Here is a 15,817-nt window from a genome sequence, read left to right on the forward strand (position 1 = left end):
TAGCGAACCACCGCTTCGGTCCCGGCGGGGAACCGGGGAAACGGACGGGGTAACGAGGGAAAATGCCCCTTGATGACCCGGCGGTCCGGACCCAAACCGAAGATGTGATGCCAAGCACGTAGACTGTGGAGGTTGTCTGCGCCGGGGGCGCAGCGTTCAACATTTTTCTTCAAAGGAGAACCGTGTCCGAGAACCCCATCCGGGTGGCAATTGTCGGTGTTGGAAACTGCGCAGCTTCGCTGGTGCAGGGTGTCCAGTACTACCGAAGCGCCGATCCCAACGAAACCGTCCCTGGCCTGATGCACGTGAAGTTCGGCGAATACCACGTCAATGACGTGCAGTTCGTTGCCGCGTTCGACGTCGACAGCAAGAAAGTCGGCCTTGACCTGGCTGATGCGATCGGCGCAAGCGAGAACAACACCATCAAGATCGCCGACGTCCCGCAGACCGGCATCACCGTGCAGCGCGGGCACACCCTCGACGGGCTGGGCAAGTACTACCGGGAAACCATCACCGAATCCGATGCGTCGCCGGTGGACATTGTTGCCGCCCTTCGGGACAACGCGGTGGACGTTATGGTCTGCTACCTGCCGGTCGGTTCCGAGCAGGCTGCGAAGTTCTACGCCCAGTGCGCCATCGACGCCGGTGTCGCCTTCGTCAACGCGCTGCCCGTCTTCATTGCCGGCACCAAGGAGTGGGCGGATAAGTTCACCGCCGCCGGCGTGCCGATTGTCGGCGACGACATCAAGAGCCAGATCGGCGCCACCATCACGCACCGCGTCATGGCCAAGCTGTTCGAGGACCGCGGCGTTATCCTGGACCGCACGTACCAGCTGAATGTCGGCGGCAACATGGACTTCAAGAACATGCTCGAACGCGAGCGCCTGGAATCCAAGAAGATTTCCAAGACGCAGGCCGTCACCTCCAATACCTCGGCCCACCTGAAGGCCGACGACGTCCACATCGGCCCGTCGGACTACGTCGCGTGGCTCGATGACCGCAAATGGGCCTTCGTCCGCCTCGAGGGACGCAACTTCGGCGACGCTCCGGTGTCCCTGGAGTACAAGCTGGAGGTCTGGGACTCCCCCAACTCCGCCGGCGTCATCATCGATGCCGTGCGTGCCGCCAAGATCGCCCTGGACCGCGGCGTCGGCGGGCCCATCCTCTCGGCCTCGAGCTACTTCATGAAGTCGCCGCCGGAGCAGTACAACGATGACCTCGCCAAGGAAAAGGTAGAGCAGTTCATCCGCGGCGAGGTCGAGCGCTAGGACCCCGGCAGCACAAGGCCCCCGTCCCCGGAACGCTCCGGGACCGGGGGCCTTGCCGTGCCCGGTCCTCCCCCGGGCCCCGAACCTGAATCCTAGATAAGTCCGCTCGGCGTCCCGTCCGCGGCGACACCCATGCGCAGCGCCGCAGGTTCCCTGGGCAATCCCGGCATGGTCATGACCGCCCCGGTCAGGGCCACCACGAAGCCGGCCCCGGTCTTGATGGACAGATCCCGCACGTGCAGGGTGAAGCCCGACGGCGCGCCCAGGGCCGCGGGGTCGTCGGAGAAGGAGTACGGCGTTTTGGCCATGCAGACCGGCAGGTGCTCCAGTCCCCGCGCCGCAATCTCCTCCAGCCGGCGCAGCGCGGCCGGGGCAAATTCGACGTCGGCGGCACCGTAAATCTCCCGGGCCACGGCCCGGATCTTCTGCTCCACCGGCAGCTCGTCCCGATAGAGGAACCGGAAGTCCGCCGGTCGCTCCAGGGCCCGGAGCACCGCCGCAGCAAGGTCATCGCCGCCCGTTCCGCCGCCGCCGTGCGCCCACACCTCGGCCACCGCGGCGCTGACGCCCTGCTCGGCGCACCAGTCCATCAGCCAGCGCAGTTCGGCATCCGTATCGGTGCTGAAGCGGTTGACCGCCACCACGGGGTTGATCCCGAACCGGCGGACGTTCTCCAGGTGCCGGTGCAGGTTGACGACGCCGGCCCGCAGTGCAGGAAGGTTCTCCGCCGCCAGGCCGGTCTTGGGCACGCCCCCGTGCATCTTCAGGGCACGGACGGTGGCCACCACCACTATTGCGTCCGGGGCGACATCCGCCACCCGGGACTTGATGTCCAGGTACTTCTCCGCCCCGAGGTCCGCCCCGAACCCGGCTTCCGTCACAACGAGGTCGGCCAGGCGGAGGGCAGCGGACGTGGCAATGACCGAATTGCAGCCGTGCGCGATGTTGGCGAACGGCCCGCCGTGGACGAGGGCCGGGGTACCGGCCAGGGTCTGCACCAGGTTCGGTTTCAGTGCGTCGCGCAGCAGCAGCGTCATGGCGCCCTGCGCGCCGAGATCGGCAACGGTGACGGGCCGCCGGTCGTAGGTGTAGCCGACGGTGATCCGGGACAGGCGTTCCGTGAGGTCCGCCAGGTTCCGGGCGAGGCAGAAAACAGCCATCACCTCCGAGGCCACGGTGATGTCGAAGCCGTCCTGCCGCGGCACGCCCTGGGCCGGTCCGCCGAGGCCGATGACGACGTCGCGCAGGGCGCGGTCATTCATGTCCAGGACGCGTTTGATGGTGATGCGCCGCGGATCCAGGCCCAGCTGGTTGCCTTGGAAGATGTGGTTGTCCAGCAGTGCGGCCAGTGCATTGTTCGCCGAGGTAATGGCGTGGAAATCGCCGGTGAAATGCAGGTTAATGTCCTCCATGGGCACCACCTGCGAGTAGCCGCCGCCGGTGGCGCCTCCCTTCATACCGAGAACCGGACCCATGGACGGCTCACGCAGGGCAATCATCACGTTTTCCCCGGCCCGGTGCAGGGCGTCCGCCAGACCCACCGTCACAGTTGATTTGCCTTCACCGGCAGGCGTGGGGCTCATGGCCGTCACCAGGACCACCCGGCCGCGGACCGAATCCTCCCGCAGGAGCGCCGGGTCGATTTTCGCCTTGTACCGTCCGTAGGATTCCAGGGCGGCGTCGGGAATCGACGCGGCGCGGGCAATCTCCGTGATCGGCAGCAGGCGGGCCGCCCGGGAAATTTCGAGGTCCGAGGGCATATCGGCACTGATACGCATGTTCTGCGTTCCTTCCGCTGTGCCGTCAACGGATTCGCTGGACGGCTGCTGGTCGCTGGATGGAAGCCAAGCTACCAGCAGTGCCGGCCCGCGGGGGCTGCTTCGGCCTACTTGCGCACGGAACGGCTGGCGAACTGGTCCGCTGCCTCGCGGTAGCTTTCCGCCGTCAGCATGGCTGTCCGGCGCCAGCCGAACGCCTGGGCATGGGCGGCCGCGCCTTCTCCGAGCGCACGACGGCGGTCGGTGCCGTCGTAGAGTGCCTCCAGTTCGGCGGCCCACCGGCCCGGGGCGTGGCCGTCAACGAGAACGCCGCTGCTGCCGTTGCGCACGGCCTTGGGCAGCCCGCCCACGTTGGCGGCGAGGACAGGGGTGCCGCAGGCCTGGGCCTCGAGGGCAACCAGGCCGAATGATTCGCTGAAGGAAGGCACGGCCACAACGTCGGCGGACCGGAACCAGGCAGCGAGCTGGTGCGGCTCGACCGGCGGGCGCAGGGACACCGTGTCCTGCAGTCCCAGCCGGCGGACCAGCGGTGCCAGGTCAAGCACGGAGGAGCCGCTGCCGGCGCCGAGGATGCTTACGCGCAGGGGAATGTCCGGCCGGCGGCGGCGCAGCTCGGCGGCGGCCTCCACCAGGATCTGAGGGCCCTTCATGCGCTGGATCCGGCCGGCAAAGACCACATGGAAGACCCCGGGGAGGAAGCCCATTCCGGCCTGCACTCCGGGCCTGCCGCGTGGTGAAAACACATTCAGGTCCACGCCCGGCGCCACCACGTCCACAGACTCCGGATCGGCTCCGTAGAGCGTTTCCAGTTCGGCTGCCTCGGTGCTGGTATTGGCTATCAACCGGGTGGCGCCGCGGACTATCTGCTCCTCGCCGTCGATCCGGATCTGCGGCTCGAGCGCCTCGCCGGGCTGCCCCTGCAGGTTCTTGACCCGAGCCATGGTGTGCATGGTGTGGACCAGCGGAAGGTCCCACTGCTGCGCCACGGATAGTCCTGCGGCGCCTGAAACCCAGTAGTGGGAGTGGACAACGTCGAAACCGCCGTCCAGCAGGAACGGCTGCGCTTCTGCCACCGCGCCGGCCAGATCCAGGTACGGCAACTGTTCCTTGGCCACCTTGCGGACGGGACCGGCAACCACGTGGCGAACCTTCACCCCGGGGGCCAGGGCAACGTCGGCGGTCTGCAGCGGGTCGGTCGCCCGGGTGAAGATCTCCACCTCAGTACCTGCGCGTGCCAGTTCGAGGGCGACGGACCGGACGTAGACGTTCATGCCGCCGGCATCACCGGACCCGGGCTGTTCAAGCGGGGAGGTATGAAGGGAGAGCATGGCCACACGCTTGACCTGGGGCACTTCGCTCCCTTCCTGACCGTTATCTTCTCTATCGACTTTATAACGCCACGGGCTCGAGCTTTGTTTCCTGTCAGCCAGAACACGTCCGTCCCCTCGCCTCCGGACGCCGGGCACGGCACTGCCCGGCACCCCAAGGGAGGCGCCGGGCAGTGACGGTTGACCAGGTCCGGGCGGGTACTTCGATTACTTGACGGAATTGAAGTAGTGCATCAGCAGGTGACCCTGTTCGCCTTTCAGGGCCGCGTCCATCCGGGCATGGTGGACGGCATTGGAACGGAGAAAGGAGCTCCGCAGGCGCTTGAGCATTGTGTACACCCCCTTGGCTGCGCGTCGCAGGACAGGAGCGGCCTGTTCCGGAGGCCGGGCACGGGGCAGCAGCGGCTCGTCGCTGCCGGCGGCGTCATAGGGCAGCCGGTCCGGAAGTCCGGGCCGTGGGCCGGGTTGGTTGGTTTTGGGCAGAGTGGTATTGGGCAGGGGCAATTCAGGCATTGGAAGCTCCGACGGGGAGGCGCAAAAAAGGGCGCAAAAGAATAAGCGGATAAAAGGACGTCGAAATGACGCAGGAAACCAATAAAGGACGTTAAAGCGACGTCAAGGCGATTTGCGGTAAATACCCGACCATGACGCGGCAATGTCTTTCAAAGGGGAATTCCGGCTGCGGTTCCGCACACACCCGATACACGGGTTCCGCCAACTTCCCCTGGAAACGAGGGGTGCCCAAAGAGCGGGTGTGGAGTCGGACGGAAGTGCGCGGTGCTTGCCCCGGTGGCGTGGACGGCTTGCCGGGCCGGCAGCGTTTACGCTGAAACGGCCGACCAGCTGGCAGTCACGGTAAACCGGGAAGCGGCATAGGGCCGACCGGGGAGGACCGAAGGCGGTACCTGCGGATTCCGGAAGGACGGCCGGAGATTGCCGCCGGTGTTGCCACCGGTAACTACGATGTGAATTCCATTAGTGTTCATCAATCTCCACCTCCTGTTCGCGGTACCCGGGGTACTGGAGCCTGGCGTGGCTGCAGAAGCAGCTACATAAGCAGGGAATCCAGTTCGGTCTATTGCGGACAATTAATGTGCCCGCAAAAGAAAGGTACAACAGAGTTCGTGGCCCTGCCAAGCACTTTCACAAAATTCCCTAAAAAACTTTTATTCCAGGGTCGTGCGGGCAGGGCCGTATCGCGGTACTAGAGGTTCCAGCCGACAACGGCGGGCGTGTGTTTGTCCCAACCGAGGGTGCAGACCGCTGCGGTGCTGAGCGCAAAGTGCCGGCCCATCTCCGGGGCAAGGCCGAGCCAGCGGGCCGCCAGGATACGGAGGAAATGGCCGTGCGCCACGAGCAGGACCTTCTCCACCGGCGTCGCCTCGGGGTCGCGGTCCATTTCGGTGCCGCAGCCGGCCTGCACGGAGGAGATGATGAGGTCGGCCCGTGCGGCAACCTGTGCCAGGGTCTCCCCGTTGGGCACGCCGTCCTTCCAGATCAGGTACCCGGGATTCTCGGCGCGGACCTGCCGGCTGTTGCGGCCCTCGTTGTCGCCGTAGTCCCACTCGTGGGCGTGCGGAACCACCTCGGCGTCGGGGTAACCCACCAGTTCGGCGGTGCGGCGGGCACGGATCAGCGGAGAGGTCAGTACCCGGTCAAAGGTCACCGGACCGATCTTGGCCCGCGCGGCCTCAGCCTGGGCTTCCCCCTCGGCCGTAAGGGGGATATCCGTCAGGCCGGTGTAGTTGCCTTCCCGGGACCATTCGGTTTCCCCGTGGCGCAGCAGCCAGAGGCGGGGCAGCCGGGTTCCGGACGGAGTCAGGTCCGGAACTGCCGGTCCGAAGTTTTCCCCGTTGCTCATTTTTCGCTGTCCTTCACATTCGTACCTGATACTTCCGGTTCCCGCTGGGGTTCCTTTTCCGTTGTATCAGGTGCTGTGCCAGCGGCAGCAATCGGGTTCTCCGGCTGTTCCGCCCACCAGGCGCGGAGCAGCTGCGCTGTTTCGGCCTCGCTCCGCGGACCGTTTTCCATCCGTTCCTCCAGCAGGAACCGGTACGCGCGGCCCACCACCGGCCCGGGACGGATCTGCAGCAGGGCCATGATCTGTTCGCCGTCCAGGTCCGGACGGATCGCGGCCAGCTCTTCCTGCTCGGCCAGGACAGCAATGCGCTGCTCCAAATCGTCGTAGGCGAAAGCCAGCCGTTCGGCCTTGCGGCGGTTGCGGGTGGTGACATCGGAGCGCGTGAGCCGGTGCAGCCGCTGCAGCAGCGGACCGGCGTCGTTGACGTAGCGGCGCACTGCCGAGTCGGTCCAGCCTGCATCGCCGTAGCCGTAGAAGCGCATGTGCAGTTCCACCAGCCGGGCCACGGCCTTGATGGTGTCATTGTCGAACCGCAGGGCCTTCATCCGCTTCGCGGTCAGCTTGGCGCCGACGGCGTCGTGGTGCAGGAAGCTCACGGATCCGGTTGACTCAAAACGGCGGGTGGAGGGTTTTCCGACGTCGTGCATCAGGGCCGCGAAGCGCAGCACGAAATCCGGTGCCGGCACCGGACCGTCGCTGTCGGTTTCCAGTTCGCACGCCTGGCGGAGGACCGTCAGCGAGTGCTGGTACACGTCCTTGTGCCGGTGGTGCTCGTCAATCTCGAGGCGCAGTGCCGAGACCTCGGGCAGCACGTGGTCGGCCAGGCCGCTCTCCACGAGCAGGTTCACGCCGGTCCACGGCGCCTTGCCGCAGATCAGCTTGGTCAATTCGTCCCGGACCCGTTCGGCGGAGATGATTTCGATCCGCCCGGCCATGTCCCGCATCGCTTCAAAAACGTCCGGCGCCACCTCCACGCCCAGCTGGGAGGCGAACCGTGCGGCCCGCATCATGCGCAGCGGATCGTCGGAGAACGACGTCGACGGCGCACCGGGGGTACGCACCATACCGGCATGCAGGTCGCGGGCTCCGCCAAAGGGATCCACCAGTTCCATCGACGGCAGCCGCAGCGCCATTGCGTTCATGGTGAAGTCGCGGCGGTACAGATCGTCTTCAAGCTTGTCGCCGAAAGCCACGGAGGGCTTGCGGGAGTCGGGATCATAGGCATCGGCACGGTAGGTGGTGACCTCCACCTGGAAGCCGTCCTTGCGCATTCCGATGGTGCCGAACTCCCGGCCGATCTCCCAGTAAGTGTCGGCCCAGCCCTTGATCACCCGGATGATGTCGTCCGGGCGCGCGTTGGTGGTGAAATCCAGGTCCGGGGAAACCCTGCCCAGGAACAGGTCGCGGACGGGACCGCCTACGAGCGAAAGCTCGTACCCGGCATCCTCGAAACGCGCCCCGAGTTCCGGGATCACCTCGGGTAACGGGGACTTCAAGGCCGAACTATCAAAAAGGTGCACCATAGTGCTTTAAGCCTGCCAGATAAAACGGTGAAGGCCGACAAGGGGTGGGAGCCGGAGCGCGGACACGCCGAGGGTTCCCGCTTCCTCTCCGGCAGCCCGCATAACAGTCATCATCCCCCGGCAAAGATCGTTACAGTGGGAGTATGGCCCATCCCGTACCGAGCGCGCCCAAGCGGACCCCGTTGACTGCGTCAATGGGTGGCGCCGGTGCGCATTCGGTACATGCCCCCCTCCCAACGGTGGAGGAGGTTTCTGCCGGCGGGATTGTGGTCGACACCTCAACGGAGCAGTTGCACGTGGCGATTATTGCCCGCCTGAACCGCGGCGGCCGGCTGGAATGGTGCCTGCCGAAGGGCCACCCGGAAAACGACGAAGACAGCCAGGCTGCTGCCATCCGCGAAATTGCGGAGGAAACGGGCATCGACGGCCGCATCCTGACGGCGCTGGGCAGCATCGATTACTGGTTTACGGTCAGCGGGCACCGGGTGCATAAGACGGTCCACCACTTCCTCCTGGAAGCCTGCGGCGGGCACCTGACCATCGAGAACGATCCGGACCACGAAGCTGTGGACGTCGCCTGGGTTCCGCTGGCGGAGCTCGGCCGGAGGCTCTCCTTCCCCAACGAGCGCCGCATCGCGGACCTCGCCCGCGAGATCCTCCCCCGCTACCTGTGACTCCCCCGGTGCGCAGCGCCGTTTGAGGCAATCCGTACCGGAGGTGAGAACATAGGGTCACGATGGCCGAAAAGAACATAGCCCCCAGTACTACGCGTTCGAGTGTTGTGATGGCATCGGGAACCCTGGTTTCCCGTGTCCTTGGACTGGTCCGCACCGCCCTGTTGGCAATCGCCATCGGCAGCACCGGACTGGTCACCGATATCTTCAGCTCAGCGAACGTGCTGCCGAACTTTATCTACCTGATGGTGGCCGGCGGTGTCTTCAACGCAGTGCTGGTTCCGCAGATCATCAAGGCGAGCAAGCGGCCTGACCGGGGCGCCGAGTACGTTTCCCGGATCCTCACGCTCTGTCTCCTCGTGCTCGCCGGCATAGCCCTCGTGGCCACGCTCGCGGCACCCGTGATCCTGTCCACGGTCCTGTCGCTGGGCCCGGACCAGCTGACGCTGGCGACCACCTTCGCCTACTGGCTTTTCCCGCAGATCTTCTTCTACGGCGCCTATGCGGTGATCGGGCAGATCCTCAACGCCAACGGCAGGTTCGGCGCCTATATGTGGGCGCCCGTGGTCAACAACATCATCGCGATCGCCGGCCTGCTCGTCTTCATTACGTTCATCGGCAGGGAGGAGACGTCGTCGTTCTCGCCGGAGAACTGGACTTCGCAGGCCACCCTCATCCTGGCCGGCAGCACCACCCTCGGCATTGTGATGCAGGCAGTGGTCCTGCTGGTCCCGCTGCGCCGCCTGGGCCTGGGGCTGCGTCCCTCGTTCGGGCTTCGCGGGGTGGGCCTGAGGGAAACCGGGAAGGTGGCCAAGTGGACGATCATCACCATGCTCGTGGGCAACGGCGCTTACCTGGTCTACACGGCCGTGGCCACGATCGCCTCGGAAGCGCGGCCCGAATACCAAGCCATGGGCCGTGAGATTGCCGGGCAGATGAACCTGGAAACGGCGTCGATGCTGTACATCATTCCGCACTCGGTCATCACGTTGTCCCTCGCCACGGTGCTCTTCAACCAGATGTCCCACGCCTATGCGGAGAAAAACTACGACGGCGTCCGGGAGACCCTTTCGCAGGGGCTCCGGGCCATCGGGGTGGCCACTGTCTTTTGCTCTGCGGTGCTGATTGTCCTGGCCGGACCGATCAGCATCTGGTTCAGCGGCGGATCGAATGTTTCCGCCGCGCTGCAGGCCCAGGTGCTGGTGCTGCTGGCCATCACCGCGCCCTTCCTCAGTGCCACCTTCCTGATGAACCGTGCCTTCTATGCCAACGAGGACGCGAAAACCCCGCTTGTTATGCAGCTGATCCTGTCGGCCTTCGGCATTGCGCTTGCCCTGGGGGCGGCCGCCCTGCCGGCGGACCAGATCATCTTCGCCCTGGCAATTGCCTATTCCCTGGGCAACGTCGCGGCCGTCGTCCTCAGCCATATTTTCCTCCGCCGCAGCCTCGGCGATTACGGCGGAGCCCGGGTCTTCGACGTCCATGTCCGGCTCGTGGTTGCCGCTTTGGCCGCCGGCGCCGTCGGTTCGGCCGCCTTGGCCCTGCTGGGCGGGTACTCGGCCGACGGCTTCGCCTGGCAGTCGGTGCCTTCCGCCACAGTGGTCCTGGTGGTCTGCGGCTCCCTGATGGCCGTGGCGTACTACTTCATGCTGCGGGTTCTGAAGGTCTCCGAGCTGGACGCGTTCCTGGCACCGCTCCTTGCCAAACTCCGGCGGACTCCCTAAAGTGCCGCTTCCGGCATTCTGCTTTCGGCACGGGTAGCATGGGAACAAAGCAGGCAGTTCAGGACTGCGGCAGCCGGCCGTGTTCCGTGTCCGTGAACGAACATCCGAGTACGCAATGTCAGATAAGCCTGACGCAGTCTTATTGCCGTTTTCATGGGAGGAACACGTGCCACAGTCCGTAGACGTCGGTTCAGTGCTGGGCGGACGTTACAAGGTGACAGCCCTTGTACTCGCTTCAGCTGAGCAGGACATGGTGCTCGATGGTGTGGACCAGGTCCTGAACCGTTCCGTCAGCATCCTCGTAGCCGCCCCCATGAATGCCAGCCAGGTCTCGGCAAGCGCCCGCGAAATCGCCACCGGTGAACGCCATGGCAATGTCCAGGTGCTGGATTTGGGCGTCAGCGACGGCCGCACGTACCTGATCACGAATACCGCCAGCGCGGCGGATCTCCTGGATCTCGTGATTGAGCGCGATGCCCCCTACGTCGAGCCTTTCTTCACCGACACCCTGGGCTCGGAAATCTTCGGCATGCCCCGTTCCCGCGAACCGGAAACCGTCGAAGAAGACCGCTACGTCGAACATGAGGAGCGCGAGCCGCGCAAGCCGCTGCTCTCCGGGTCGCACAAGCCCAAGCTCCCCCGGTTCGGACGCAACGCTGCTGCTGCCGGAGCCGGGGCTGCTGCCGGAACCGGAGCCGGGGCCGCTGCGGCGGAGCGCGATCTTCAGTTCGGCGAGGCCGCCGACGCTCCGGCAGAGGCCGCCACCGGCGGTGCCAACGTTCCCCCGGCTCCCACTACCCGGCCCAAGCAGTCCGCCGCAGAAGCCCGGCCGGCAAAGGTCACCAAGTGGGAAGATGACGAGCCCCAGTCGGCACCGGTTCCGGAACGGAACTCCCGCTCTGCGTCGACCTTCCCCAAGTCCGCCCTGGCGGCAGGCGGTTACGACGATGACGGCTACGGGTACGGCGATCCGGACGACGACTACGAAGAGGACAGCGCCGAGGAGAAGCCGAACCGCAAGTCCGGCCGCGTGCTTATCGGAGCGGTCCTGAGCCTCGTGCTTGTCCTCGCAGTGGTGCTGGCGGTTTCCCAGCTGGGCAAAATGGGCGATATCTTCGGATCCGACCCGGAAGCCGGTGCATCCACCGCCCCCACGCAGGAGGCTGCACAGGCCGCCCCGAGCGCGGACGCCGCCGCACCTGCACCGGCACCGGAGATTGCAGGCATCACACGTCTGGTTCCAGGCAATCCGCAGCTTGATTCGGCCAACGACGGCGCGCTGCCGCAGATCATCGACGGCAACCCGTCCTCGTACTGGTCCAGCTACGTCTACGCCAGTGACACGTTCGGCGGGCTCGCCCCCAGCTTGGCCTTGGTGGTGGACCTGGGTGCGGATTCGGCGGTCAACGAGGTCAACATCACCCAGCTGAACGGCACGGGCGGCAGCTTCTCCGTAATGCTCAACGACACTCCGGACCTGGAGGGTGCGACGTCGGTTGCCCAGAGCGGCTTTACCGGTCCCACCACCAGCATTCCGGTGCCGAAGACGGATGGCCAGGCTGCCACTGCCCGCTACGTGATCGTCAACTTCACGCAGCTGCCCCGGCTTAACGGGGTCCAGGCTGCTTACCCGTGGGGACTCAGGATCGCCGAAATCGGCGTGTCCTGACTACTACGCTCCGGACCGGCCGTCCGGCTGTGATGAGCATGTCCAGCGCCGGGCTGCCGGAATAAGCTGGACCCGGTATCCGTTGTGCCGGGTGATCCACTTATGAACCGGTCCTTTCGGATCGGTCCGTATTTTTAGTTCGACACTGTAGTTCAACAAGGAAGAGGAACACCCCCCAGTGAGCACCGCAAACTCCGTTGCCACAGACGGCGCCGCTGCTGCCGGCGACGTCCGCGAGGTCATCATCGTCGGTTCCGGCCCTTCCGGATACACGGCAGCCGTTTACGCGGCACGTGCCAATCTGAAGCCGCTCCTGATTGCGAGCTCCGTCACCGCCGGTGGGGAGCTCATGAACACCACCGATGTGGAGAACTTCCCCGGCTTCCCCGAAGGCGTCATGGGGCCGGACCTGATGGCCAACTTCGAAAAGCAGGCCGCCCGTTTCGGCACCGAAATCCTTTTCGAGGACGTCACCGAGGTGGACCTGACCGGCGACATCAAAACGGTGACGATCGGCACGGGCGAGACCTTCCGCGCCCGCGCAGTCATCATCTCCACCGGGTCCGCCTACCGTGAACTGGGACTGCCGGACGAGAAGCGCCTTTCCGGCCGCGGTGTCAGCTGGTGTGCTACCTGCGACGGCTTCTTCTTCAAGGGCCAGGACATCGCCGTCATCGGCGGCGGCGACTCCGCTTTGGAGGAAGCACTGTTCCTGACCAAGTTCGCTTCTTCGGTAACCGTGGTGCACCGCCGCGACAGCCTGCGGGCCTCCAAGATCATGCAGGAGCGGGCCCTTTCCCACGAGAAGATCCGCTTCGCCTGGGATTCTGAAGTAGCCGCCATCCGCGGCGAGGACAAGGTCACCGGCCTCGTGCTGCGCAGCACCAAGGACGGTTCCGAATCCGAGCTTGCCGTCACGGGTGTGTTCGTGGCCATCGGCAACGACCCCCGGGTGGACCTGGTCCGCGGCCAGCTTGAACTGACCGAGGAGGGCACCATCGCGGTCCTCGGACGCACCTCCAAGACGTCCCTTCCGGGCGTCTTCGCGGCCGGCGACGTCATCGATCCGACCTACCGGCAGGCCATCACCGCGTCGGGCTCCGGCTGTGTGGCCGCCGTCGACGTCGAACACTACCTCGCCGATCTGGGCGATTCCGTCCCCACCGCGGCGGAGGTCCCCACCCCGCCGTCCGAGGCTGTTTCCGAACACGCAGCCCTCTAATTCCGTTCCTCGCTTAGGAGAGCAAAAATGAGCAGTGCAAAAGCAGTAACCGATGCTTCTTTCGGTACCGATGTCCTGACCGCGGACAAGCCCGTAATCGTGGACTTCTGGGCTGAATGGTGCGGCCCGTGCCGCATGCTGTCCCCCATCCTCGACGACATTGCCGCCCAGTACAGCGACAAGGTGGACGTTGTGAAGGTGAACGTGGATGAAAACCCCGCGATCGCCGCTCAGTACGGCATCACCTCCATCCCGGCGGTGTACGTGTTCCAGGGCGGTGAGGTTGCGGCGACTTCCATCGGCGCAAAGCCGAAGCAGGTCCTGGAGCAGGAATTCGCGGCCTTCCTGAAGTAAACAGCAATGAGTGTGCATGGTGAAAGCCTGCGGAGGCTGGATGCCAGCCGGCGTGTGGTGGCGCTTCGTGAAGCGCTGCTGCGCGCCGGCGTCACCCTGTCCTACCTGGCACCGGACGCGGTAAACGATCCGACCATTTTCGATGACCACGTTGACGCGGCGGTCCGCGCGTTCCAGCAGAGCCGAGGCCTGATTGTCGACGGCGTTGCCGGTCCGGACACCCAGCGGGCCTTGTCCGAAGCGCAGTTCCGCTTTGGCGACCGGACGCTGAACTATGTTGAGGGCGGGCAGCTGCGGGGCGACGACGTCGCCGAACTCCAGCGCCACCTGTCCCACCTGGGGTTCTACTACGGCCACATCGACGGCAGTTTCGGGGTGCGTACCCGCTACGCCGTGGCCGAGCTGCAGCAGAACCTCGGGCTGCCGGGCACCGGTGTGTGCGACGCCGACACCATGCGTTCCATGTCCCGCGTGAACCGCGCCATCTCGCCCAGCCAGGCGTTCGCCCTGCGCGACTACGAACGGCTGGACCGATCCACCGCGGCCCTGCGCGGACGTGTTATCTCCGTGAACATCGGCCGTGCGCGGCTGGTGTCTCCGCACGGCGTCGAGCGGCTCAGCGGGGATCCGCTGACCGAGCTGCTGGTCACCACGGACATCGCCGGGCGTGTGGAACGCATCCTGCGTGAGTTCGGTGCCCGGCTGGTTCCGCAGCAAAGCGGTGCGGCCACCGAATCGGGGTCTCGGCGGAACGTGCCCAGCCTGAACCTGGATATCCACTGTGACTGGCTGGACCAGCAGGCCGCCTCGGGGATGGCAGCCTACTACTGGGGCCTACCCGGTACCGGTGAGGCACGCTCCCCCATCGGCCACCGGGCCGCGGTCCTGCTTTTGAAGGAACTGGGTGCCCGTACCGACTTGGACAATCTGGGCGTGCATGCCCGGACCTGGGACACGCTCAAGGTGCCCGGTGTACCCTCCGTGGGTCTCGATCTGGGCTACCTCAGCAATGCGCACGACGCCGAGCGCCTCGCCGATCCGGTTTTCCGCCAGACGGTTGCCGATTCAATCGTGATTGGCATCCAGCGCCTGTACCTCCTCGAGGAGGAGGACCAGCCCACGGGCACCCTGGCTTTGGACGACGTCCTCAAGTTCAACCCGACGGAAGAGCCGGCTACCAGGCGGGTTTCCGGCCTCTAGGCCGTTCTGCCGCTTTTCCCGGCGCTGATGAACCCCTGCGCATAGCGTTCCGCAGCTGTCGGGGAGCGGAGCAGGTGTTCATCAACCTGGAAATCTTCGCCCTCCAGCAGCGCGGCGGTTTCCGGGATGTCGTGGAGGTAGCCCGTGAGTTCCACGGCATGTCCGTAGGCCGTCGGTATTCGACGGGAACCCGTTCCTGCCTGAAAACCCAACAAGAGCCGGCCGCCGGGACGCAGGATCCGTCGAAACTCGGCGAAAACCGCCGGCAGCCCTGAAGGCGGGGTATGGATAATCGAGTACCAGGCCAGCACCCCCTGAAATGACCCGTCGCCGTAGGGCAACGAGGACATCGCCGTGACCTCGAATCTCCGATGCGGATGTGCCTTCCGGGCCTGACGGACCATGCCTGCGGAAATATCGCACCCTTCGATGGCCAGCGGCGCCAGGGTGTCGAGATAGGTAATCATTCGGCCGGCTCCGCACCCCGCGTCCAGGACGGCTGCCCCGGACGGCAGTGAACCGGCGAACCTGCGCACCATGGCCAAGTCCTGCTCGTCCTCCGGGTCTCCCTCCCTGCCGGCAGTGGGGATCAGCTCCGCGTAGGCCTGGGAAACAAGGTTGTAGGCCCGGGCGACGGCGCCGGGGACACTGTGCAGGGCTCCCTCGTTCATCGCACCAACGTACCGTGCCGTATGCCATGCTTCTGGCATGACGGTCCGGGGAATGCCATGGCGACGGAAATAATGTGACGACGACAAGGGATGCTTTCTGACTCTCTGCCAACGAAGCAGCTGTCGCGGCAATGCTTTCCGCGGAGCCCGAGTTGATCGACGTTCTCCCGGCCCTGGAGGCGGTTCCGGGCATGGCCAAGGACATCATCCTCGTCTCGGGTCCGCTGATGCGGTGGCAGGATTACACGGGTTGCCAACGCTTGGCGGTTGTCGGTGCGGCTGTATTCGAAGGACTTGCGGCCTCTCCGGCAGAGGCTGACGGCTTGCTCCGCTCCGGCGCGATCCGGCTGGCCTCCTGCCACGAGTACGGTGCCGTAGGTTCGCTTACGGGCGTTTGTTCCGCCTCCATGCCCGTACTGGTTGTACAGGACCGCCTGTCCGGGCGCACCGCTACATGCAGGATGAATGAAGGCGCGGGCACACGGGCTCTCACATTCGGCTCCCAGGGACCAGCAGTCAACGCCAACCTGGCCCGCATCAGGGAC

General features: G+C 65.5%; 13 protein-coding genes and 1 pseudogene. 8 read left to right on the plus strand and 6 right to left on the minus strand.

What is annotated here, in order from left to right:
- The first annotated feature begins 182 nt into the window (after positions 1–182).
- Entirely contained in the window at positions 183–1,268 is a 1,086-nt protein-coding gene (locus NNX35_RS05500) for an inositol-3-phosphate synthase (RefSeq protein WP_255765497.1), read from the plus strand.
- Between the two features lie 92 nt (positions 1,269–1,360).
- Here the strand turns inward: NNX35_RS05500 and NNX35_RS05505 are convergent, their stop codons facing one another.
- The 5 genes from NNX35_RS05505 to NNX35_RS05525 all read right to left on the minus strand — a co-directional run bounded on the left by NNX35_RS05505 (position 1,361) and on the right by NNX35_RS05525 (position 7,758).
- A complete protein-coding gene (locus NNX35_RS05505; protein WP_255765498.1) occupies positions 1,361–3,046 on the minus strand; it encodes a formate--tetrahydrofolate ligase in 1,686 nt (561 codons plus the stop codon).
- A 107-nt stretch (positions 3,047–3,153) separates the two neighbouring features.
- The gene (gene mshA, locus NNX35_RS05510; protein WP_255862226.1) at positions 3,154–4,398 is read right to left on the minus strand and encodes a D-inositol-3-phosphate glycosyltransferase; all 1,245 of its coding nucleotides are present in this window, start codon (positions 4,396–4,398) and stop codon (positions 3,154–3,156) included.
- Positions 4,399–4,581: 183 nt separating this feature from the next.
- Complete coding sequence (locus tag NNX35_RS05515) at positions 4,582–4,887, minus strand: hypothetical protein (RefSeq protein WP_255862225.1); 306 nt, start codon at positions 4,885–4,887, stop codon at positions 4,582–4,584.
- A gap of 691 nt (positions 4,888–5,578) precedes the next feature.
- Positions 5,579–6,235, minus strand: a complete 657-nt coding sequence (locus NNX35_RS05520; RefSeq protein WP_255765501.1) for a histidine phosphatase family protein — start codon at positions 6,233–6,235, stop codon at positions 5,579–5,581.
- On the minus strand, positions 6,232–7,758 hold the full coding sequence (locus tag NNX35_RS05525; RefSeq protein ID WP_255862224.1) for a CCA tRNA nucleotidyltransferase: 1,527 nt from the start codon (positions 7,756–7,758) through the stop codon (positions 6,232–6,234). The genes NNX35_RS05520 and NNX35_RS05525 overlap by 4 nt, the downstream gene beginning before the upstream one ends.
- A gap of 143 nt (positions 7,759–7,901) precedes the next feature.
- Between NNX35_RS05525 and NNX35_RS05530 the strand changes: the two genes are divergently transcribed.
- From NNX35_RS05530 to NNX35_RS05555, 6 genes are all read left to right on the plus strand, one after another.
- On the plus strand, positions 7,902–8,432 hold the full coding sequence (locus NNX35_RS05530) for an NUDIX hydrolase (RefSeq protein ID WP_255765503.1): 531 nt from the start codon (positions 7,902–7,904) through the stop codon (positions 8,430–8,432).
- A gap of 110 nt (positions 8,433–8,542) precedes the next feature.
- The gene (murJ, locus tag NNX35_RS05535; RefSeq protein ID WP_255765504.1) at positions 8,543–10,156 is read left to right on the plus strand and encodes a murein biosynthesis integral membrane protein MurJ; all 1,614 of its coding nucleotides are present in this window, start codon (positions 8,543–8,545) and stop codon (positions 10,154–10,156) included.
- A gap of 166 nt (positions 10,157–10,322) precedes the next feature.
- Positions 10,323–11,825 carry an ABC transporter substrate-binding protein gene (locus NNX35_RS05540; protein WP_255765505.1) on the plus strand — a complete coding sequence of 501 codons (1,503 nt, stop codon included), beginning with the start codon at positions 10,323–10,325 and terminating at the stop codon, positions 11,823–11,825.
- Positions 11,826–12,003: 178 nt separating this feature from the next.
- Positions 12,004–13,047 (plus strand): thioredoxin-disulfide reductase, encoded by a 1,044-nt coding sequence (gene trxB / locus NNX35_RS05545; protein WP_255862223.1) that lies wholly within the window; start codon positions 12,004–12,006, stop codon positions 13,045–13,047.
- A gap of 27 nt (positions 13,048–13,074) precedes the next feature.
- Positions 13,075–13,401 carry a thioredoxin gene (trxA, locus tag NNX35_RS05550; RefSeq protein ID WP_229951243.1) on the plus strand — a complete coding sequence of 109 codons (327 nt, stop codon included), beginning with the start codon at positions 13,075–13,077 and terminating at the stop codon, positions 13,399–13,401.
- Positions 13,402–13,407: 6 nt separating this feature from the next.
- The gene (locus tag NNX35_RS05555; RefSeq protein ID WP_255765507.1) at positions 13,408–14,601 is read left to right on the plus strand and encodes a peptidoglycan-binding protein; all 1,194 of its coding nucleotides are present in this window, start codon (positions 13,408–13,410) and stop codon (positions 14,599–14,601) included.
- Here NNX35_RS05555 and NNX35_RS05560 read toward each other — a convergent pair.
- Positions 14,598–15,272 (minus strand): class I SAM-dependent methyltransferase, encoded by a 675-nt coding sequence (locus NNX35_RS05560; protein ID WP_255867203.1) that lies wholly within the window; start codon positions 15,270–15,272, stop codon positions 14,598–14,600. The genes NNX35_RS05555 and NNX35_RS05560 overlap by 4 nt on opposite strands.
- Positions 15,273–15,499: 227 nt before the next feature.
- Between NNX35_RS05560 and NNX35_RS16155 the strand changes: the two are divergent.
- Positions 15,500–15,805 (plus strand): annotated as a pseudogene (locus NNX35_RS16155) (DUF1116 domain-containing protein); the annotation flags it as partial.
- Positions 15,806–15,817 lie beyond the last annotated feature (12 nt).

Origin of the sequence: Arthrobacter sp. zg-Y844, from assembly GCF_024385465.1 — a bacterium.
Lineage (GTDB): Bacteria > Actinomycetota > Actinomycetes > Actinomycetales > Micrococcaceae > Arthrobacter_B.